Origin of the sequence: Micromonospora sp. NPDC048898 (assembly GCF_043198035.1) — a bacterium.
In the GTDB taxonomy this organism is placed as follows: Bacteria; Actinomycetota; Actinomycetes; order Mycobacteriales; family Micromonosporaceae; genus Micromonospora.
This window is the reverse complement of record NZ_JBICUF010000003.1, coordinates 525,433-545,196: the sequence shown is the minus strand read 5'-3', so window position 1 is coordinate 545,196 and position 19,764 is coordinate 525,433. Positions and strand designations below refer to the sequence as shown.

The 19,764-nt window shown below is 72.0% G+C and carries 17 protein-coding genes; 11 read left to right on the top strand and 6 right to left on the bottom strand.

The features are described 5' to 3' along the window. Positions 1-115 precede the first annotated feature (115 nt). Positions 116-1,294, bottom strand: a complete 1,179-nt coding sequence (locus ACGFIQ_RS12800) for an ABC transporter substrate-binding protein (RefSeq protein WP_393243108.1) — start codon at positions 1,292-1,294, stop codon at positions 116-118. Positions 1,295-1,738: 444 nt separating this feature from the next. Between ACGFIQ_RS12800 and ACGFIQ_RS12795 the strand changes: the two genes are divergently transcribed. The 4 genes from ACGFIQ_RS12795 (at position 1,739) to ACGFIQ_RS12780 (ending at position 6,316) form a co-directional block, all read left to right on the top strand. Next, positions 1,739-4,855 (top strand): nitrate- and nitrite sensing domain-containing protein, encoded by a 3,117-nt coding sequence (locus ACGFIQ_RS12795; RefSeq protein ID WP_393243106.1) that lies wholly within the window; start codon positions 1,739-1,741, stop codon positions 4,853-4,855. Next, positions 4,852-5,259: a roadblock/LC7 domain-containing protein gene (locus ACGFIQ_RS12790; protein ID WP_007465177.1), complete on the top strand. Its 408-nt coding sequence runs from the start codon at positions 4,852-4,854 to the stop codon at positions 5,257-5,259. Before ACGFIQ_RS12795 ends, ACGFIQ_RS12790 begins: the two co-directional genes overlap by 4 nt. Before the next feature lie 87 nt (positions 5,260-5,346). Beyond that, entirely contained in the window at positions 5,347-5,712 is a 366-nt protein-coding gene (locus ACGFIQ_RS12785; RefSeq protein ID WP_007465174.1) for a DUF742 domain-containing protein, read from the top strand. Then, the gene (locus ACGFIQ_RS12780; protein ID WP_184178649.1) at positions 5,693-6,316 is read left to right on the top strand and encodes an ATP/GTP-binding protein; all 624 of its coding nucleotides are present in this window, start codon (positions 5,693-5,695) and stop codon (positions 6,314-6,316) included. Before ACGFIQ_RS12785 ends, ACGFIQ_RS12780 begins: the two co-directional genes overlap by 20 nt. Positions 6,317-6,385: 69 nt before the next feature. Here ACGFIQ_RS12780 and ACGFIQ_RS12775 read toward each other — a convergent pair whose 3' ends face one another. The 5 genes from ACGFIQ_RS12775 to ACGFIQ_RS12755 are packed head-to-tail and all read right to left on the bottom strand — an operon-like array spanning position 6,386 to position 13,923. Beyond that, entirely contained in the window at positions 6,386-7,474 is a 1,089-nt protein-coding gene (locus ACGFIQ_RS12775; protein ID WP_393243104.1) for a uroporphyrinogen-III synthase, read from the bottom strand. Next, entirely contained in the window at positions 7,474-7,821 is a 348-nt protein-coding gene (nirD, locus tag ACGFIQ_RS12770) for a nitrite reductase small subunit NirD (RefSeq protein ID WP_393243102.1), read from the bottom strand. Before nirD ends, ACGFIQ_RS12775 begins: the two co-directional genes overlap by 1 nt. Continuing rightward, positions 7,818-10,355: a nitrite reductase large subunit NirB gene (nirB, locus tag ACGFIQ_RS12765; RefSeq protein WP_393243100.1), complete on the bottom strand. Its 2,538-nt coding sequence runs from the start codon at positions 10,353-10,355 to the stop codon at positions 7,818-7,820. The genes nirD and nirB overlap by 4 nt, the downstream gene beginning before the upstream one ends. After that, positions 10,352-11,791, bottom strand: coding sequence for an FAD-dependent oxidoreductase (locus ACGFIQ_RS12760; RefSeq protein ID WP_393243098.1), 1,440 nt, complete (start codon positions 11,789-11,791; stop codon positions 10,352-10,354). The genes nirB and ACGFIQ_RS12760 overlap by 4 nt, the downstream gene beginning before the upstream one ends. Further along, positions 11,788-13,923 carry a molybdopterin oxidoreductase family protein gene (locus ACGFIQ_RS12755; RefSeq protein WP_393243096.1) on the bottom strand — a complete coding sequence of 712 codons (2,136 nt, stop codon included), beginning with the start codon at positions 13,921-13,923 and terminating at the stop codon, positions 11,788-11,790. Before ACGFIQ_RS12755 ends, ACGFIQ_RS12760 begins: the two co-directional genes overlap by 4 nt. Positions 13,924-14,162: 239 nt before the next feature. Here ACGFIQ_RS12755 and ACGFIQ_RS12750 point away from each other — a divergent pair, with 239 nt between their 5' ends. The 7 genes from ACGFIQ_RS12750 (at position 14,163) to glmM (ending at position 19,648) form a co-directional block, all read left to right on the top strand. Next, positions 14,163-14,858, top strand: coding sequence for a class I SAM-dependent methyltransferase (locus tag ACGFIQ_RS12750; RefSeq protein ID WP_393243094.1), 696 nt, complete (start codon positions 14,163-14,165; stop codon positions 14,856-14,858). Between the two features lie 89 nt (positions 14,859-14,947). Further along, positions 14,948-15,205: a DUF6364 family protein gene (locus ACGFIQ_RS12745; RefSeq protein WP_088950199.1), complete on the top strand. Its 258-nt coding sequence runs from the start codon at positions 14,948-14,950 to the stop codon at positions 15,203-15,205. Further along, a complete protein-coding gene (locus tag ACGFIQ_RS12740) occupies positions 15,195-15,488 on the top strand; it encodes a hypothetical protein (protein WP_151488090.1) in 294 nt (97 codons plus the stop codon). Before ACGFIQ_RS12745 ends, ACGFIQ_RS12740 begins: the two co-directional genes overlap by 11 nt. A 144-nt stretch (positions 15,489-15,632) precedes the next feature. Continuing rightward, a complete protein-coding gene (locus ACGFIQ_RS12735) occupies positions 15,633-17,015 on the top strand; it encodes a nitrate/nitrite transporter (RefSeq protein ID WP_393243092.1) in 1,383 nt (460 codons plus the stop codon). A 209-nt stretch (positions 17,016-17,224) separates the two neighbouring features. Beyond that, on the top strand, positions 17,225-17,668 hold the full coding sequence (gene rplM, locus ACGFIQ_RS12730) for a 50S ribosomal protein L13 (protein WP_053653864.1): 444 nt from the start codon (positions 17,225-17,227) through the stop codon (positions 17,666-17,668). Between the two features lie 20 nt (positions 17,669-17,688). Beyond that, positions 17,689-18,174, top strand: a complete 486-nt coding sequence (gene rpsI / locus ACGFIQ_RS12725) for a 30S ribosomal protein S9 (protein ID WP_393243090.1) — start codon at positions 17,689-17,691, stop codon at positions 18,172-18,174. 118 nt (positions 18,175-18,292) lie between these two features. Continuing rightward, positions 18,293-19,648, top strand: a complete 1,356-nt coding sequence (gene glmM / locus ACGFIQ_RS12720; protein ID WP_393243088.1) for a phosphoglucosamine mutase — start codon at positions 18,293-18,295, stop codon at positions 19,646-19,648. Positions 19,649-19,764 lie beyond the last annotated feature (116 nt).

Sequence of the window (19,764 nt, the reverse complement as noted above, 5' to 3'; positions counted from 1 at the left end):
CGGGAGGCCGGCCCTTTCTCGATCGACTCGGTTTCTGTGACGTCGCGGTTTCTGGATTGCCGCGATATCAATGACGTCGATTTGATCATGCCGTAAGCGGTGGCCCGGAGGCCCGTTATCCCGCGAGGCGCCAGCGACCGTTGCGGGCCACCAGTGTGGTGAGCGCCTGCGGCATCAGACCGCTGTGGTTGTCCGGCGTCATTCGGATCGGGCCCGACAGGCCGTCCATCTGGGACGTTTCGAGCACGTCCCGAATGCCGGTACGGTTCACCTCCCCGGCCTCGCCACCGGCGCGAAGTTCCGCGTCGGCGATCAGCTGCATGGCGTCCGCCGCGAAGGACGAGGACCCGTTGTACCCGCCGTAGCGTGCGGTGTAGTCCTGGAACCACTGCCGCCGTGCCGCCTTGGCCGGGGTCGTCGCGATCACGTCGTCGATCACCATCGTCTGGGTGAAGATCAGCGTGGCCCGCTCGGTCGCCCTGGCCGCCGCGCCGAGGAAGAGGTCACCGGCCGCACCCGCGTCGAAGAAGAGGGACCCGCGGAAGGTGGTCTGCTGAGCGCTTGTGGCGGCAAGTGTCGCCTGCTCCGGCGGCGTCCAGAAGACCAGCGCGTCGAGCTTGGTCGCCGTGAGCTGTTGGATCTGCTGGCTGACGTCGGTGTCGGTGGTCTTGGCCTGCTGCTCGCGGAGCGTGATGTTGGCCTTGACCAACTCACTCCGCAGTGCGGCTGCGCCCTCCCGGCCATAGTCGTCGTCGCTGAAGAGCGCACCCACCTTACGGATGTTGTTGCGACGCAGTTCCGTGGTCAGTGCGGCAGCGCTGTCCGGGGCGTTGGGGCCGAGCTTGAACACGAAGCGCCGTTCGGCCGCCGGGCTGGCGATGGCGCCGGAAGCGGCGAGAGCAATGGTGGGAATCCGCTTCTCGTTGATGGTCCCAACCGCACCGACCGCGCATTCGTTACAGCCACCCATGATGATGGCGCTGACCCGAGAATCGCCGCTTAGGTCGACGATGTTGCGAAGTGACTCGGCCGGGTCGGAACGGTTGTCCTTCACCTTCAGCTCGATCTTCCGGTTGTTCAGTGCCCCGGAGGCGTTCAACTGGTCCCTCTTGAGTTCCAGCGCGCGCTGGTATGCCCGCCCGACGGGGGCGGCGGCGCCGGAGAGTTCGAGGTCGGCAGCGATCACGATCGGACTCGTGTCCTGCTCCGCCCCGCCGAACTGGCAGCCGGTCAGCGTGGTGGCCACTACGGCCGATGCGAGCGCCGCGATGGTCGCGGAGCGGATGGGGCTCAACTCAGTCCTCCAGGTGCGGGCGCGGGCGCTGCCCGGTCACCGCCGCTAATCCGTCCTCAGTGGAAGACGGGATCTCCTCTGCCGTACGGTGTGCGCGAAGCCTGCAAAACCTTGCCAATGGCCGGCGCTGTGGTCAAGCGCGGACCCCGGCAGCATTTTCGGGACGGCCATCCCACATGCTGGGGTAACGCAATGTTTGCAAAAGCTCACTTTGCATACACGCGTGACCACTCAGGAGTTACATGCCCTGTTCAGGGGCTTGCGGAAATGAAGGTATCAGTTGCCCGGATCACGGGATGCGCTCCGTCCGACCGTTTCCTACCTCACTGCGGCTTCCCAAACAGGATCTTCTCTGATGAAATCGCGGCCGTGCCGCGCGTGGTCCCCTCCGCTTACGGCATGGCTCGGCGGGTCAGGTGGGGAAGAAACGACGGAGGCGATGTCGTGAGCACCGGACCGACGACCCTGCCCGCGCTCGGCGACAGCGCTCGGCCCACCCGCCGGCGGATGCCGAGACTGCGCGACGCCCGGATCCGGTCCAAGCTGGCGCTGATCCTGGTCGTCCCGGTGGCGGCGGTGATCGCGCTGGCCACGGTCCGGCTGATCTCCGTTGGCGAAGGTGCCTTCGACGCCACCCGAGCCCGGTCGCTGACGGCCCTCTCCATCGACGTCAGCGCTCTCACCCAGGACCTGCAGGCCGAGCGGATGGCCGCCGCGGCCTACCTGGCCACCCCGCAGCAGCCGGCCGACGCGTACAACCTGCGGGTCCGCCAGACGCAGCAGAAGGTGGACGAGTACCGCGCCGAGCGGGGCCGGATCGGCGAGGTGCCGGCGGCCCTGCGGGACCGGCTGGCCACCATCGACGACCACCTCGCCACTCTGGACGGCACCCGGCAGAAGGTGCTGGACCGCCGGCAGATGGCGGTCGCCGAGGCGGTGCTCCGCTACGGGGTCATCCTCACCGACCTGGTCGCCTACGGCGACGGCCTGGCCCAGCTGCCCGGCGACGAGAGCCTGTCGGACAGCCGCCGCGCGGTCTCCGCGTTCGCCCGCGCCAAGGCCTCCGTCGCCGAGGAGGAGGCGGTCGCCTTCACCGCGCTGACGGCGGGCCAACTCGACTCGGAGCAGTTCTCCTCGTTCGTGGCCACGCTGACCAGTCAGCAGGAGGCCCTGGTCGCCTTCTCCCTGGCCGCCGACCCGGTGCAGCGCGCACTGGTCGACAGCACCGTCTCCGGTGACGCGGTCGGCCTGGCCGACCGGGTCGCCAACGACATCACCCGGTCGGTCGGGCAGCGCCCGCTGGTCACCGCGCAGGACGCCACCGCCGCCATCGGCGCCGTCAACGACCTGATGCGCTGGGCCGAGATCCAACTGCAGGACCGACTGCTCCAGCAGGCCGACCAGGCCCGCTCGGACGTCATCCGGCAGGCCGTGATCGAGTCGATCCTGGTGCTGCTGACCCTGATCATCGCCGTGTCGCTGGCCGTGGTGCTGGCCCGCTCGCTCAACCACTCGCTACGCCGGCTTCGTGAGGGTGCCCTCTCGGTGGCCAACCACGACCTGCCCGACGCGGTGCGACGGCTGCAGACCATGGGCAGCGTGGGCGACGGCGGAGTGGAGGAGATCGTCCGCCAGGTGCGCGACCCGATCCAGCTCAACAACCGCGACGAGGTCGGCCAGGTGGCGTTGGCCTTCAACGTCGTCCACCGCGAGGCGGTGCGGGTCGCCGCCGAGCAGGCCGCGTTGCGTACCAGCGTCTCGGCGATGTTCCTCAACCTGGCACGTCGTAGTCAGACCCTGGTCGACCGGATGATCGGCGAGCTGGACGCGATCGAGCGCGGCGAGGAGGACCCGAAGCGGCTCGCGCAGCTCTTCGAGCTGGACCACCTGGCCACTCGAATGCGCCGCAACGACGAGAACCTGCTGGTCCTGGCCGGCGCCGACTCCGCAGTGCCGCGCCGCGACGACGCGCTCGTCGTGGACGTGCTGCGCGCCGCCCAGTCCGAGGTGGAGCTCTACAACCGCATCGAGTTCGGCACGGTGGACACCGACATCTCGGTGGCCGCGCACGCCGTCAACGACGTGGTACGCCTCGTCGCCGAACTGCTCGACAACGCCACCCGGTTCTCACCACCGAACACCACGGTGGTCGCCGACGGCCGCCGGATCCGTGACTACGTCCTGATCCAGATCGAGGACCGTGGGCTCGGCCTCACCGACGAGCAGCTCGACTCGCTCAACCGCCGGCTGGCGGCCCCGCCGAGCGTCGACGTCGCCGCGTTCCGGCTGATGGGTCTGGCCGTGGTCAGTCGGCTCGCCTCCCGCTACGGCATCCGGGTGGAGCTGCGTCGCAACGTCGAGGGCGGCACCGTCGCCCAGGTGACGTTGCCCGCCACCACCGTGGTGCTGCCCAGCAGCCGGGGCCGTGACCAGGTGCTCACCCGGCCGCGTCAGCCGATGGCCGTGGAGCAGACGCCGCTCACCCCGGCCGGTCACAGCGAGCAGTTCGCCGGTGCCGCGACCGCGGCGGCGACCCTGCCCGACCAGTGGCGCACCAACACGCCGGCTCCGACCCAGTGGCAGTCGCCGCTGGACTCGCGGGACACCACCCCCGCCGTACAGGCGGGTGGCTTCGGCGTCACCCGCTCGCCGGCACCTGCCGCCCCGACACCCGTCGCCCCGCTCCCGCCGGCGCGGCCCGCGTTCGGCACCAGCACGGGTGCCTCGGCGGGCGGCCCGACCGTGGCCTACCCGACCATCGATCCGCTGCCCCGGCGCGGCGCGACCGCGGAGACCGCGGACGGGCGTGGCCTCCCGGGTCTGCCGGTCGGCCCGGTCGCCGGCGCCGGCGCGGTGGCACCGCCGCCCGCGCCGTCGGTGCCCGCCGCACCGGTCACGAACCGGCCCGACTTCCCGGCCGAGGCGCCGATCTTCCGGGAGATGGAGGCGGTCTGGTTCCGGTCGCACGGCGACGACGCCACCGCGATCTTCACCCGGCCCACGTTCGACGAGCCGCCAGCGCCAGCCGCCCCGGCCGACGCCGGCATGCGCACGGGCGGCGGCCAGCGGAGTGCCGCGCCCGCGCCCACCACGGCACCGGCCCGACCGCCCCTGCCGACCCGCACCCCGGGCAGCTCCAACACCGACGGCACCACCACGCCGGGCACCGGGGGCCGTGGCAGTGCGACCTCCGGCGGGCTCGGCACCCCGCCGTCGTACGCGCCGCCGCCGGCAGCCCGGCCGGCACCGGCCGCTCCCGCCGCGCCTACCGCGCCCCCCGTGGACCCGGATGCCTGGCGGACGGCGGCGGACGAGGGCTGGTCCCGGGCCAGCCGGGCCGCCGAGCCGGCCCCCGCCGGGACCACCCGCTCCGGGCTGCCCAAGCGGGTGCCGCAGGCGCAGCTCGTGCCGGGTGGCATCGAACCGAAGAGCGGCCGGGACCGCAGCCGGCGGACCCCCGATGAAGTACGCGGTCTGTTGTCGGCCTACCACCGCGGTGTACAACGTGGTCGGACGGCCGGAACGGACCTGAACAGCACCTCGACCAAGGAGAGCCGATGAACAGGCCAGCTGCCATGCAGGACATGGGTTGGCTGCTCACCAACTTCGCCGACAGCGTGGCGGGCATCGCCCACGTGGTGGCGGTGTCCGCCGACGGGCTGCTGCTCGCGTCCTCCCGGGATCTACCGGGGGACCGGGCCGACCAGCTCGCCGCGATCACCTCCGGCGTGGTGAGCCTGACCGAGGGCGCTGCCCGGATGTTCAGCGCGGGCGGGGTGTTGCAGACAGTCATCGAGATGGACAGCGGATACCTCTTCCTGATGTCGATCAGCGACGGGTCGTCGATGGCCGTGCTGGCCGCGCGCAGCTGCGACGTGGGCCAGGTGGGTTACGAGATGGCACTGCTGGTCGAGCGGGTGGGTGCCGCGCTGGTGCCGCTGCCGCGGGACGCGGTGCGCTCGTAGCACCGAGAAAACGGCGCACAGCCGCGCGCCGAGTCAGGAACGGGAGGCGGCACACCGGCTCCGCAGGGGACGAGGAGGTGATCGGGGATGGACCAACGGCGCGCTGACCCGCGTGGCGCGCTGGTGCGTCCGTACGCGGTCACCCGGGGTCGTACCGAGCCTCGGCAGGACATCGCCCTCGAGGCAGTCCTCACCGCGTCTCCCACCCAGGTTGCCGAGTCCCGCTTCGCCGGGCATGACAAGCACCGCATCGCCACGGTCTGTGAGGGCCGAGCACAGTCGCTGGCGGAGATCGCCGCGTACACCCGGATGCCGCTGGGCGTCGCCCGGGTGTTGGTCGCCGACATGGTGGCCGAGAGCCTGCTGACGTTACACACTGCTGCTCCCGCCGAGGGGTTCGAGGAGCGGATGGAACTGCTTGGAAGGGTGCTAAGTGGACTTCGCAGGCTATGACCCCGCTGGGGGGCGGCCAGGCCGGGGAATCGTCTCCGCGAAGATCGTCGTCGCGGGCGGCTTCGGCGTCGGCAAGACGACACTGGTCGGGGCGATCTCCGAGATCACACCGCTGACCACCGAGGCGTTGATGACCGCGGCGGGTGTCGGCATCGACGACCCGTCCAAGGTGCCGGGCAAGGAGACCACCACGGTCGCCATGGACTTCGGCCGGATCACCATGGCCCAGGACCTGATCCTGTACCTCTTCGGTACACCCGGTCAGACCCGGTTCTGGTTCATGTGGGACGAGATCATCCGAGGTGCGGTGGGTGCCGCCGTCCTGGTCGACACGCGCCGGATCACCGACGCGTTCGCCCCGCTGGACTACTTCGAGAACCGCAACCTGCCGTACGTGGTGGCGCTGAACCGGTTCGACGGTGCTCCCCAGTACGAGCTGGAGGAGGTCCGCGAGGCACTGGCCATCTCGCCGCAGGTGCCGCTCGTGATGACCGACGCCCGGCACCGGGACTCGGTCAAGCAGGTGTTGGTGACTGTCGTCGAGCACGCCATGCTGCGCCTCCAGGCGGAGCACGGGCGAGGCTTCCCCACGCCGGTCGGCTGACGCGTGGCGTCACGGCCGGCACCCACGGCCGGCCGTGACACACGCGCTAGCGCCTCGATGAAACAGGCGCTAGTCGACGCGGAGCCGGTAGCCGCGCTTCACGATTGTCTGCACCACGCGCGGCGCGCGCAGGCCAGCCCGGAGGCGGGCCACCGCCATCTCCACGGCATGCTCGTCCGCGCCCCGGGGCAGCGTCCGCAGCAGCGCTGTGCGGGACAGCACCCGGCCGGGGGACTGGGCCAGCGCCCGCAGCACCGCCATCGGGGCGGGGGCGAGCGGCCGCAACTCGCCGTCGATCACCGCGGCGTGCCCGCGCAGCGTGAGCAGGTGCCCGCCGGCCTTGAACGTCACGGTCCGGCGGGGCAACTCGTCGACGATGGTCCGCACCAGAGCCCCCAGTCGGGCCCGGCCCGGCGCGCTCACCGGCACCCCGTAGCGCAGCAGCGGCTCGGCGGTCACCGCGCCGACGCAACTGGCCAGGACGTCACCGCGGAACGCGGACACCACCGCGTCGGTGCGGTCCCCGGCCGCGCGCAGGAGTGCCTCGGCCGCGGGTGCCGAGGTGAATGTCACCGCGTCCACCAACCGGCCGGTGATCAGGTCGATCAACCGGTGCAGCGGCGCCGGGTCGGTCGGCGGGGCCCACCGGTAGACCGGTACCTCGATCACCGTGGCGCCGGCCGCCTCCAACGCGAGAGTGCACTCGGGCTGCCGCTCACCGTGCAGCTGCATGGCGATCACCTGCCCGGCCACGCCGCGTCGGCGCAGGTGGTCGACGACCTCCTCGCAGCTCTCCGAGGCCGGTGACCACTGGTCGTGCAGACCGGCCGCACGAATCGCGCCGCGCGCCTTCGGGCCGCGGGCCACCACGTACGAGTTGGTCAGCACCGAACGCAGCGGCTCCGCCAGCCCCCAGCCCTCGGCCGCCTCCAACCACCCGCGCATGCCGATGCCCGTGTTGGCCATCAGGATGTCCGGCGGTTGGTCGAGGCAGGCGCGGGTCGCCTCGCGTAGCTCGGTGTCGTCGGACAGTGGCACGATCCGCAGTGCCGGGGCGAGCACCACCCGCGCACCCCGCCGTTCGAGCAGCGCCGCCAACTCGTCGCGCCGCCGGTCGGCGGTCACCCCGATGGTGAAGCCCGCCAGTTCTTCGCGCATCAACCCTCCTGTCGCAGCCGCACCTCGACCAGCCCGTCGCGGCAGCGCACGTCGTGCCGCCGCACGGTAACCCCCGGCAGGTCGAGGCAGTCCCCGCTGCGCAGGTCGTACACCTGCTTGTGCAGCGGTGAGGCGACCGTCGGCACCCCGCCACGGCTGCCGACGATGCCCCGGGACAGCACGTACGCCCCGGAGACCGGGTCGCGGTTGTCGATCGCGAACAGCCCGTCCGTGGTTCGGAAGATGGCGACCTGCACCCCGTCGACCAGGGCGGCGACGCCCCGGTCCGGGTCCAACCGGTCGAGGAGACAGACGGTGGTCCAGGTCAGCGTGATGGTCTGGGTCATCGCCGTACCTCCGGTAGGCCGAGGGTGACCGGTTGCCGACGGTGCCCGTCGGTCGGCTCGGATCCGGTCGGGGGGTGGTCGCGTACGGGCACCGGCTGGCCGCGTTCCCGGCCGAAGGTGATCGACGGGTCGGGCACGTCGGGAGCGTTGACGAAGGAGGTGTAGCGGCGCAGCCGATCCGGGTCGTCGAGCACGTCGCGCCACTCGTCGGAGTACGTCGCCACGTGCCGGGCCATCGTCGCGTCCAGCTCGGCGCAGAGCCCCAGCGAGTCGTCCACGATCACCGCGCGCAGGTGGTCCAGGCCGCCCTCCATCGCCTCGATCCAACCGGCGGTGCGTTGCAGCCGGTCGGCGGTGCGGATGTAATAGATCAAAAATCTATCGATTAGTCGAATCAGGGTTTCTGTCGACAAATCAGTGGCGAACAGGTCGGCGTGCCGGGGCCGGAAGCCGCCGTTGCCACCGACGTAGAGATTCCAGCCGGTCTCGGTGGCGATGATGCCGAAGTCCTTGCTGCGTGCCTCGGCGCACTCGCGGGCGCAACCGGAGACCGCGGACTTGAGCTTGTGCGGGGCGCGCAGCCCCCGATAGCGCAGCTCCAGCGCGATGGCCAGCCCCACCGAGTCCTGTACGCCGTAGCGGCACCAGGTCTCACCCACGCAGGACTTCACCGTGCGCAGCGCCTTGCCGTACGCGTGGCCGGACTCGAAACCGGCGTCCACCAGCCGCCGCCAGATCTGCGGCAGCTGCTCCACCCGGGCACCGAACAGGTCGATCCGCTGCCCGCCGGTGATCTTCGTGTAGAGCTGGAAGTCCCGGGCGACCTCGCCGATGACGATCAGCTTCTCCGGGGTGATCTCGCCGCCCGGGATCCGGGGCACCACCGAGTAGCTGCCGTCGCGTTGCAGGTTGGCCAGGAAGTGGTCGTTGGTGTCCTGCAACGACGCCTGCTCACCGTCGAGCACGTGCCCGCTGCCCAGCGACGCGAGGATCGACGCCACCACCGGCTTGCAGATGTCGCAGCCGCGCCCCCGCCCGTGCTCGGCGATGAGCTGGGAGAAGGTGCGGATGCCGCGCACGCGGACGATCTCGAACAGCTCCCGTCGGCTGACGTCGAAGTGCTCGCAGAGGGCACTGGACTGCACCACCCCGGCCGCGTCCAGCAGCTGCTTGAGCATCGGCACACAGGAGCCGCAGCTCGTGCCGGCCCTGGTGCACGCCTTCAACGCCGGCACGTCGGCGCAGCCGCCCGCGATGGCGTCGTCCACGTCGCCCCGGGTGACCGCGTTGCAGGAGCAGACCTGGGCGGTGGCGGGCAGCGCTCCGGCGTCCGCGCCGCCGCCCTCGGGGGCGAGCAGCGCCAGTGGAGCGGCCGGCAGCGGGCCACCCACACTGGCCCGCAGCGTCGGGTACGCGCTGGCGTCACCCACCAGCACCCCGCCCAGCAGGGTGTGCGCGTCGTCGGAGAGGACCAGCTTCGCGTAGACCCGGGTGGCCGGGTCGGTGAACGTGACGTCCAGGCAGCCCGGGGTCGTGCCGTGGGCGTCACCGAACGAGGCCACGTCGACGCCGAGCAGCTTGAGCTTGGTGGCGGTGTCCGCGCCCGGGAAGGTCGCCGCGCCACCGACCAGCCGGTCGGCCACCACCTCGGCCGTCGCGTACCCCGGCGCGACCAGCCCGTGGCAGGTGCCGTCGACCGCCGCGCACTCACCGACCGCCCAGATCCGCTCGTCGGCACTGCGGCACGTCTCGTCGACGAGCACCCCACCGCGCGGGCCCACCGGCAGACCGGATGTCCGGGCCAGCTCGTCGCGTGGCCGGATGCCGGCGGCCACCACCACCAACTCGGCGTCGACCGCGCTGCCGTCGGAGAGTTCCAGGGCGGCGACCGCGCCGTCCGGGCCGGGCCGGATCGCCGTGGTGGCCACTCCGAGATGGGTTCGCACGCCCAGGTCGTCGACGTAGCGGCGGAGCATCGCACCGCCGGCCTGGTCCACCTGCACAGGCATCAAACGGGGCGCGAACTCGACCACGTCGGTGCTCAGACCGAGCAGCCGCAGGGCGTTCGCCGCCTCCAGACCGAGCAGCCCACCGCCGATCACCGCGCCGACCCGCCGGCCCCGCGCGTACTCCCGGATCGCCGCCAGGTCGTCCAGGGTCCGGTAGACGAAGACCCCGGGCAGGTCGGCCCCGGGCACCGGCGGCACGAACGGGTACGACCCGGTGGCCAACACCAGCGCGTCGTAGCGGTATTCACCCAGGGCGGTGGTCACCACCTGCCGCTCCCGGTCGAGGGCGGTGACCGGCTCACCGAGGCGCAGCCGCACCCCCTCGTGCGGGGTGTGCACGTTGAGCTCGTCCTCGCTCACCCCGTCGAAGTACGCCGAGAGCCGCACCCGGTCGTACGCCGGACGCCCCTCCTCGGCCAGCACGGTCACGCGCCAGTGCCCCTGCGGGTCCCGGGCGTGCAGCGCGTCGACGAAACGCTGCCCGACCATGCCGTTGCCGATGACGACCAGTTCGCCGCCGTTCATCGCGTCACCTCCACCGATTCCGCCTGGCTGAGCCAGTCGACGATGCCGCCCACCGCGTCGCGGCAACCGCCGCATCCGGTGCCGGCCCGGGTCGCGGCCGTCACCGCGTCGACCGTGCGGGCCCCGGAACGCCAACTGCGCACCAGAGCGCCCTTGCTCACCGAGTTGCACTGACAGACCGTGGCCCCGTCCGGCATCAGTGCCGGTGTCGCGGCCGGTGTCGCGCCAACCGTGCCGAGTGCCCGGCCCAGCAGGAGTGCCCGCCGGTCGGTCGGCACCGGGTGGCCGCGGTCGAAGAGTTGGATCACCGTGCCGACGGCCGGGTTGTCGCCGAGCAGGATCGCCCCGACCAGCCGCTCGTCCTGGATGCGCAACCGGGCGTACGTGCCCCGGCTCGGGTCGGCGAAGGTCAGCTCCTCACCCGGCCCGCCGCCCACCGCGTCACCCATCGACGCGAGATCGATCCCGGCGGCCTTGAGCCGGGTCACCACCGGCCGGGGTCGGTAGCGGGCCAGCGGGTCCGTCCCGGTGAGCACGTCGGCGAGCACCCGGGCCTGGGCCCAGGCGGGTGCGACAAGCCCGGTGAGCACGCCGTCGTGCTCGGCGCAGTCGCCGATCGCCGAGATGGACCGGTCGCTGGTGCGGAGCCGGTCGTCCACGATCACGCCACGGCCGACGCTCAGCCCGGCCGCCTGCGCCAGGGCGGTGTCCGGGCGGACGCCGCAGGAGAGCACCAGCAGGTCGGCGTGCAGTGTCCGGCCGTCGGCCAGGTCGAGGCGGACGCCTGTGGCGTCCGCGGCCACGCCGATCGCCGGCACCGCCAGTTGGATGGTGACGCCGAGACCGGCGAGCGTGCCGGCGAGCACCGCACCGGCCGCCGGGTCGAGCTGCCGTTCCATCAGGTGCCCGCGTGGGTGCACCACGGTCGTGGTCAGCCCGCGGGTGGCCAGGCCGCGCGCGGCCTCCAACCCGAGCAGGCCACCGCCGAGCACCAGCGCGCTGCGGGCGCCCTCCGCCGCGGCGAGGATCCGTCGGCAGTCGTCCAGGGTACGGAAGGGGACCACCCGCTCCGGCAGGTCGGCCGGGTCGAGGCCGGGCAGTGGCGGCACCACCGCCCGCGCCCCGGTGGCCAGCACCAGGTGGTCGTAGCCGATGCGTTCGCCGTCGGCGGTGTGGACCTCTCGGGCGGACCTGTCGACCCCGGTCACCGGTACGCCGGTGCGCAGGTCGATGCCGTGCCCGGCGGCCTCGGTCAGCTCCACGTCCGGCTCGTCGACCCGGCCGGCCAGCAGGGTGGAGAGCATGATCCGGTTGTACGCCCGGTGCGGCTCCGCCCCGAGGACTGTGACCTTCCGGTCGCCCTCCCGGGCGTGCAGCTCTCCGGCGAGGCGGGCACCCGCCATCCCGTTGCCGACGATCACCACCCGGGCGGTCATGCCTTCTCCACCCGGACCGCGCAGATCTTGAACTCGGGCATCCCGGAGATCGGGTCGACCGCGTCGTTGGTCACCGAGTTGGCTCGCCCGGCCCCCGCGTAGTGGAACGGGGCGAACACCGTGTCCGGTCGGATCCCGGCGCTGAGTCGGGCCGGTGCGCACAACTCACCTCGGCGCGAGGTGACCCGCACCGGGTCTCCGTCGTCGACGCCCAGCCGGGCGGCCAGGTCGGGGTGCAGCTCGACGAATGCCTCACCGGCGGCGCGGCGTAGCGCGGCCACCCGGCGGGTCTGGGTGCCGGACTGGTACTGCGCCAGCACGCGGCCGGTGGTGAAGTGCAGCGGGTACGCGGCGCTGACCTCCTCGGCGGCGGGCCGGTGGTCGACGGGGTGGAACCGGGCTCGGCCGTCCGGGGTGGCGAACCGGTCGGCGAAGAGCCGTGGCGTGTCCGGCCCGTCCTCGGTCGGGCAGGGCCAGTAGACGCCGTCGTCGGCGTCGATCCGGGCCCAGCTGATGCCGGCGTAGTCGGCGGCCCCGCCGGCCGAGGCGCGGCGCAACTCGGCGAAGACGGCGGCCGGGTCGGCTGGGAACCGCGCCGCCGCGACGTCGGTGTCCGTCGCTTCGGCGGCCGCCAGCCGGGCCGCGAGGTCGGAGATGATGGCCAGGTCGGTCCGGACGTCCGGCGGGGGCGGGCGGAGCGCGCGCCGACGCAGCACCCGACCCTCCAGGTTGGTCATGGTGCCGTCCTCCTCGGCCCACTGCGCCGTGGGCAGCACCACGTCCGCGAGCGCGGCCGTCTCGGAGAGCAGCAGGTCCGCGACGACCAGCAGGTCGAGGTCGCGCAGCCGGCTCTCGATCCGTGCCGCCCGGGGGGCGGAGATCACCGGGTTCGAGCCGAACACCAGCAACGCCCGGGGGCCGGCGGGTGTGCCGAGCGAGTCGAGCAGTTGGTAGGCCGGCACACCCGGACCGGGCAAGTCGTCGGCCGGCACCCCCCAGACGCCCGCCACGTGCTCGCGGGCCACCGGGTCGTCGATCTTCCGGTAGCCGGGGAGCTGGTCGGCCTTCTGCCCGTGCTCCCGCCCGCCCTGGCCGTTGCCCTGGCCGGTGAGACAGCCATAACCCGAACCGTCGCGGCCGGGCAGACCGAGGGCGAGGGCGAGATTGACGTACGCGCTGACCGTGTCCACGCCCTTGGCGTGCTGCTCGGCACCCCGGGCGGTCAGGATGATCACTCGGCCGCCGGTGCCCAGCGCGCGGGCGGTCGCCTCCAGGTCGGCCACCGGCACTCCGGAGAGTTGTTCCGCGCGGGCCGGCCACCAGGCGGCGACGCTGCGGCGGACCGCCTCGAACCCGGAGGTGCGTTCGGCCACGTACTCCCGGTCGACCCAACCCTCGGTGAGTGCGATGTGCAGCAGTGCGTTGGCCACCGCGAGGTCGGTGCCGGGCAGTGGTTGCAGGTGCAGGTCGGCCTGGCGGGCGGTTGCGGTGACCCGGGGGTCGACGACGATCAGCTGACCCCCGTTGCCGCGCTGCTCGGTGAGCCAGCGCACCAGCGGCGGCATGGTCTCCGCCGGGTTCGCGCCGACCAGCAGCAACGTGTCGGCCCGGCCGAGGTCGGAGAGCGGGAACGGCAGCCCTCGGTCGACGCCGAAGGCGCGCATCCCGGCGGCTGCCGCCGAGGACATGCAGAACCGTCCGTTGTAGTCGATGTGCCGGGTGCGGAGCCCGATCCGGGCGAACTTCCCCAACGCGTACGCCTTCTCGTTGGTCAGGCCGCCGCCGCCGAAGACGGCGACCGCGTCCCGGCCGGCGTCGTCCTGTACGGCGCGGATGCCGGCGACGACCCGATCGAGGGCGACGTCCCAGCTTGCGGGGTGCAGCGCACCGGTGGCGGGGTCGCGCACCAGGGGGGTGGTCAGTCGCTCCGGGTGGTCGAGCAACTCGGCGGAGGTCCAGCCCTTCTGGCAGAGCCCGCCCCGATTGGTGGGGAACTGGCGGGGATGGACAGTCACCCCGGTGTCGTCCTCGCGTAGCACCATGCCGCACTGAAGCGCGCAGTACGGACAGTGCGTCGCCACCTGCCGGGGTGTGGACCCCGGTCGAGTTGCCGACCGTGCACCGTCTGTCATGTCGGCAAAGCGTGCCGCCAGGCGGTTTCCGGCCCGGGTCCCTTCTGTTTCGGTCCTGTCAAGTGGGGCTCACACCGCACGGGGGCAGCGGACGTGGCGGATGGGTGGTGTCGGCCGACCTGCCGTTCGCCGTCCGTGGCCCGAGCCGGCCCACGTCCCACGCAGCGGGCGGTGGGGTGCTTGTCCCGCTCGCCTCGCTTACTATATGGGAAAATCGTCTCATTAAATGGGAGTCCGCGATGAGTGTGGTGGACGTCTTCGACGCCGTGGCCGGCACCTACGACGAGGAGCGTCGGCGGCTGATTCCCTGCTTCGACGCCTTCTACGGCACCGCCGTCCAGGTGGCCGCTCCACCGCTGCGCGCCGCGCTCGCCGCCGGGCGTACCCCGGAGGTGTTGGATCTGGGCGCCGGCACCGGCCTGCTCTCGCTGCTGCTCGCCGCGGCGGTGCCCGGAGTCCGGCTGACCCTGGTGGACGGAGCGCCGGCGATGCTCGCGCGCGCCACCGAGCAGCTGCGCGACCGGGACGTGCCGCACCGGTCCGTGTTGGCCGACCTGTCCGGCGAGCTGCCGCCGGGCCGGTACGACGCGGTGGTCAGCGCGCTGGCGATCCACCACCTGGACGACGCCGGCAAGCAGGCGCTCTACCGGCGGGCCGCCGCCGCACTGGCACCGGGCGGGGTGTTCGTCAACGCCGAGCAGGTCGCCGGGCCGACCCCGGAGCTGGAGCGGCGCTACGACGAGGTGTGGATGGAGCGGATCGCCGAGCTGGGCGCGTCCCCCGAGGAGATTGCCGCCTCCCGGGGGCGGATGCGGCACGACCTGCCGGCGACCGTCACCGACCAGTGCCGGTGGCTCGCCGAGGCCGGTCTGGTCGACGTCGACTGTTACTTCAAGGAGTGGCGCTTCGCGGTGTTCGGTGGCCGGGCCCGGTGAGAGCTGCCGGTATGGGCGTTTGGACACCGGTGGTCGAGTCGGGGCGTACCGGATGACTGACGGTCATACCGCTGGGTAGTCTCAGCGGCATGACTGCCAAGGTGACTCTGTCGTTTACCGACGAGACGATCGAGGAGGCGCGGCGGTTCGCCAAGCGCGAGGGGCTGTCCCTCTCCGCCTGGATGGACCAGGCCGCCCGCGAGAAGGCGCTGCGCGAGGTCTTCACCGCGCACGCCGCAGCCGTGGGCCGCGCCGGCCTGGACCTGGAGTCCGCCGCTCTCGCCGACGCCCGCGAGGTGGGCATGGTCAACGACCTGCTCTCCGGCGGACGACCGCGTGCTGCGTAGGGGAGAGGTCTGGCGCATCGAGGGCGCCCGGGAACGCCTCGGCCTCGTGATCAGCTCGGACGTCTACAACTCCACAGACGTGCCCATCGTGATCGTGGTCGAGGTGGTCGAGGAGTCGCTGCTGCGCGACTCGCCGCTCGCCGTGTCGATGGGCCGGTACGTGGTGATGCCCGACCGCATATCATCGCCGATGAAGAAGTGGTTCACCGACTGCGTGGACGTCGCCGACACCGACACCATGCTCCGGGTCGGCCGCGCGCTGCGCATCCTCCAACAGCTCTGACCGCGGGCCCGGGTGGCACGCGCTCACCATCGCCACCGGCCCGTCGTGCGGTCCCCGTTTCCGGGCCGACCCAGGACGGGCACTGCCAGGTAATCAGGCGTTCCTAGCGTTTCTCCTCGTCACATCGACGAGAAGGAGCCGCCCGTGAGCACGCTCACCAGCACCGCAGCCACCGCCGCGCCGCCGGCCGCCACCGCGCGCGGGCGGCGGCTCGACGACTGGCGTCCCGAGGACCCCGACTTCTGGCGGACGACCGGCGCGCCGATCGCCCGGCGCAACCTCTGGGTCTCGATCTTCGCCGAGCACGTCGGCTTCTCGGTGTGGAGCCTCTGGTCGGTGACGGTGCTCTTCCTCGGCCCCGCGTACGGCATCGACCCGGCCGGGAAGTTCCTGCTCACCGCCATCCCGGCGGCGCTGGGGGCGGTGCTGCGGCTGCCCTACACGCTGGCGGTGGCCCGCTTCGGCGGCCGGCGCTGGACGATCATCAGCGCGCTCCTGCTGCTCGTGCCCACGGTGCCGATGACGGTGCTGCTGGAACCCGGGGTGTCCTACTCCACCCTGATGGTGCTCGCCTGCCTCACCGGCGTCGGTGGCGGCAACTTCGCCTCCTCGATGGCGAACATCAACCTGTTCTACCCGCAGCGGCTGAAGGGCCGGGCCCTCGGGCTCAACGCCGGGGGTGGCAATCTCGGCGTACCCGCGGTGCAGTTGGTCGGCCTGGCGGTCCTCGCCACCGCCGGTGCCGCGTACCCCCGGTTGGTGCCCGCGGTCTACCTGCCGCTGATCGTGCTGGCCGCGCTGGCCGCGGCCCGCTGGTTGGACACCGTGCCCGGGGCGCGCAACGAGCCGGGCGCGCTGCGCGAGGCGGCCCGCGACCCGCACACCTGGGTCATGTCGCTGCTCTACATCGGCACCTTCGGCTCGTTCATCGGGTTCGGGTTCGCCTTCGGCCAGGTGCTCCAGCTCCAGTTCGCCGAGCGGTTCCCCACCCCGGTCGACGCGGCCTGGCTGACCTTCCTCGGCCCGCTGATCGGCTCGCTGATCCGGCCGCTGGGCGGGCACCTCGCCGACCGGCTGGGCGGCTCCCGGGTGACCTTCTGGAACTTCGTGGCGATGGCCGTCGGCGCGGGCACCGTCCTGTACGCGGCCCGGGAGCGCTCGTTCGGGCTCTACCTGGCCGGGTTCCTCGCCCTCTTCGTCTTCTCCGGCATCGGCAACGGCTCCACCTACAAGATGATCCCGGCGATCTTCCGGGCCCGGGCGGCGGAGTCGGTGGCCGACGGCCGGCGCGATCCGGAGGCCGCCGCCCGTTGGGCACGGCGGATGACCGGCGCGTTGATCGGCATCGCGGGTGCGATCGGCGCCTCCGGTGGGGTGCTCGTCAACATCGCGTTCCGCCAGTCGTTCCTCAGCTCCGGCAACGCCGACGCCGCCTACGTGGCCTTCATCGGCTGGTACGCGCTGTGCTTCGCGGTCACCTGGGTCGTCTACCGTCGTCCGGGTGCCGACCGGCTCGCCGAGGTGTGAGCTGGGCCACGGTCGGCGGGTCGCCGGGCGGCACCGCACCCCCGTTTTGACCTGCGGACACCGCGCCGGGTATCGTTGCCTGCTGTTGTACGACATCCAGAGGCGTGCCCTATCAGGTACGCTTGGTCGTTCGTGCGCGCTGGTCCGGCCTGCAAGATCTGGTCACCTCGGCGCGCGACCCCAGACCGACGACGAGACAAGGTAGACCTGTGCGTACGTACAGCCCGAAGCCGGGTGAGATCGAGCGTCAGTGGCACGTCATCGACGCCTCTGATGTCGTGCTGGGCCGCCTGGCCACCCACGCCGCCACGTTGCTGCGTGGTAAGCACAAGCCGACTTTCGCGCCGCACGTCGACACGGGCGACTTTGTCGTCATCGTGAACGCGGGCAAGGTTGCGTTGACCGGCAACAAGCGCCAGACCAAGGTTGCTTACCGCCACTCCGGTTACCCGGGTGGTCTGAAGCAGATCGGCTACGACGAGCTGCTGACCAAGCGCCCCGAGCGGGCCATCGAGCTGGCTGTGAAGGGGATGCTCCCGCACAACAAGCTCGGCCGTCAGCTGATCAAGAAGCTGAAGGTGTACGCCGGTGCCGAGCACCCGCACCTCGCGCAGCAGCCGGTGCCGTTCGAGATCAAGCAGATCGCGCAGTGAGCGCGGGCGAAGGAAGCAGCATGACCGACATCACCACCGAGACCGAGGTTGCCCCGGAAGCCCCTGAGGCACCTGAGGCCACCGAGGCGCCCGCGCCCGTCGCCCGCGCGCCTCGTGGTGACCGGCCGATCCAGACCGTGGGCCGCCGCAAGGAGGCCATCGTCCGGGTTCGTATCGTCCCGGGCACCGGCAAGATCACCTGCAACGGCCAGGACCTCGAGGCGTACTTCCCGAGCAAGGTGCACCAGCAGCTCATCAAGGACCCGCTGGTCACCGCCGAGAAGCTCGAGCAGTTCGACATCATCGCCAACCTGCGTGGCGGCGGCACCACCGGCCAGGCCGGTGCGCTGCGGCTGGGCATCGCCCGGGCGCTGATCGTCAACGAGCCCGATGACCGCCCGGCCCTGAAGAAGGCCGGCTTCCTCACCCGGGACGCCCGGGTCAAGGAGAGCAAGAAGTACGGCCTCAAGAAGGCCCGTAAGGCTCCCCAGTACTCGAAGCGCTGATCTTTTCCAGCGCGTTGTACTTCTGACGGACGGCCGGTTCGCCTCCCCCCGATTCGGGGGAGGCAGCCGGCCGTTTCGCTTTCTCCACTTCGGCAGCGCACCACGGAGGTTGGCGGGTATGGGTCGGTTGTTCGGCACGGACGGCGTACGCGGGCGGGCAAACGCGGATCTCACCCCGGAGTTGGCGCTGGCGCTCGCGGTGGCCGCCGCGCACACGCTCGCCGAGACGGACCGCAGCCATCCGCCGCTGGCCGTCGTGGGCCGCGACACCCGGGCCAGTGGCGAGATGCTGGAGGCCGCCGTGGTCGCCGGCCTGACCAGCGCCGGTGCCAACGTGGTGCGGGTCGGCGTGCTGCCCACCCCCGCGGTGGCGTTCCTCACCGCCGAGGCCAAGGCCGACCTCGGCGTGGTGCTCTCCGCGTCGCACAACCCGATGCCGGACAACGGCATCAAGCTCTTCGCCGCCGGCGGGCACAAGCTGCCCGACGAGATCGAGATGCGGATCGAGGCCGCCGTGGAGGCCAACGCCACCACCGCCTGGGATCGGCCGACAGGTGCCGGCATCGGCCGGGTGCACGACCTGCTCGACGGTGCCGACCACTACGTCCAACACCTGGTCGGCTCCGTGCCGCACCGGCTGGACGGGATCAAGGTCGTGGTCGACTGCGCCAACGGTGCCGCCGCCGAGGTCGCCCCGGTCGCCTACCGGGAAGCCGGCGCGGAGGTCGTGGCGATCCACGCCGAGCCGAACGGGCTGAACATCAACGACGAGTGCGGCTCCAATCACATCGAGGCGCTGCGCGAGGCCGTGGTCGAGCACGGCGCCCACCTGGGCATCGCCCACGACGGTGACGCCGACCGGATCGTGGCGGTCAGCGCCGACGGCGACGAGGTCGACGGCGACCAGGTGATGGCGATCCTCGCCCTGGCCATGCGGGATGCCGGCACGCTCACCCAGGACACCCTGGTCGCGACCGTGATGAGCAACCTCGGCCTGCGACTGGCCATGTCCGCGCAGGGCATCCGGCTGATCGAGACCAAGGTCGGCGACCGGTACGTCCTGGAGGCCCTGCGCGCCTCCGGGCTGGCGCTCGGCGGGGAGCAGAGCGGCCACATCGTCATGCCCGCGCACGCCACCACCGGCGACGGGGTGCTCACCGGCCTGCACCTGATGGCCCGGATGGCCGCCACCGGCCAGTCGCTCGCCGAGTTGGCCTCGGTGGTTACCAAGCTGCCCCAGGTGCTGATCAACGTGCCGGTCGGCGACCGGACCGTCGGCGCCGCCGCACCGGCCGTCCGCGCCGAGGTCGAGCGGGCCGAGGCGGAGCTGGGCGAGACCGGTCGGGTGCTGCTGCGCCCGTCGGGCACCGAGCCGCTGGTCCGGGTGATGGTCGAGGCGGCCACCGAGGCGACGGCCCGTGCGGTCGCCGAACGGATCGCCGAGCTGGTCCGCACCGCGAGCCCCGTCGCCTGACCCCCGAGCTGTCAGAGGGCGGTTCGGTAGCTTTCGTCCGTTGTGGGTTTGGGCTGGCAGGTGAATGTGAGCGGTGGTCGTAACCGGGCGCGGATTGTCCTGTCCTAGATCGGACA

What these genes read in the sequence shown, in the direction of transcription:
- ACGFIQ_RS12750 (WP_393243094.1), top strand. Translation starts at nt 14,163, where the DNA reads ATGAGTGTGGTGGACGTCTTCGACGCCGTGGCCGGCACCTACGACGAG.
- ACGFIQ_RS12775 (WP_393243104.1), bottom strand. Translation starts at nt 7,474, where the DNA reads ATGCGCGAAGAACTGGCGGGCTTCACCATCGGGGTGACCGCCGACCGG.
- ACGFIQ_RS12785 (WP_007465174.1), top strand. Translation starts at nt 5,347, where the DNA reads ATGGACCAACGGCGCGCTGACCCGCGTGGCGCGCTGGTGCGTCCGTAC.
- nirD (WP_393243102.1), bottom strand. Translation starts at nt 7,821, where the DNA reads ATGACCCAGACCATCACGCTGACCTGGACCACCGTCTGTCTCCTCGAC.
- ACGFIQ_RS12745 (WP_088950199.1), top strand. Translation starts at nt 14,948, where the DNA reads ATGACTGCCAAGGTGACTCTGTCGTTTACCGACGAGACGATCGAGGAG.
- ACGFIQ_RS12755 (WP_393243096.1), bottom strand. Translation starts at nt 13,923, where the DNA reads ATGACAGACGGTGCACGGTCGGCAACTCGACCGGGGTCCACACCCCGG.
- rpsI (WP_393243090.1), top strand. Translation starts at nt 17,689, where the DNA reads ATGACCGACATCACCACCGAGACCGAGGTTGCCCCGGAAGCCCCTGAG.
- glmM (WP_393243088.1), top strand. Translation starts at nt 18,293, where the DNA reads ATGGGTCGGTTGTTCGGCACGGACGGCGTACGCGGGCGGGCAAACGCG.
- ACGFIQ_RS12760 (WP_393243098.1), bottom strand. Translation starts at nt 11,791, where the DNA reads ATGACCGCCCGGGTGGTGATCGTCGGCAACGGGATGGCGGGTGCCCGC.
- ACGFIQ_RS12790 (WP_007465177.1), top strand. Translation starts at nt 4,852, where the DNA reads ATGAACAGGCCAGCTGCCATGCAGGACATGGGTTGGCTGCTCACCAAC.
- nirB (WP_393243100.1), bottom strand. Translation starts at nt 10,355, where the DNA reads ATGAACGGCGGCGAACTGGTCGTCATCGGCAACGGCATGGTCGGGCAG.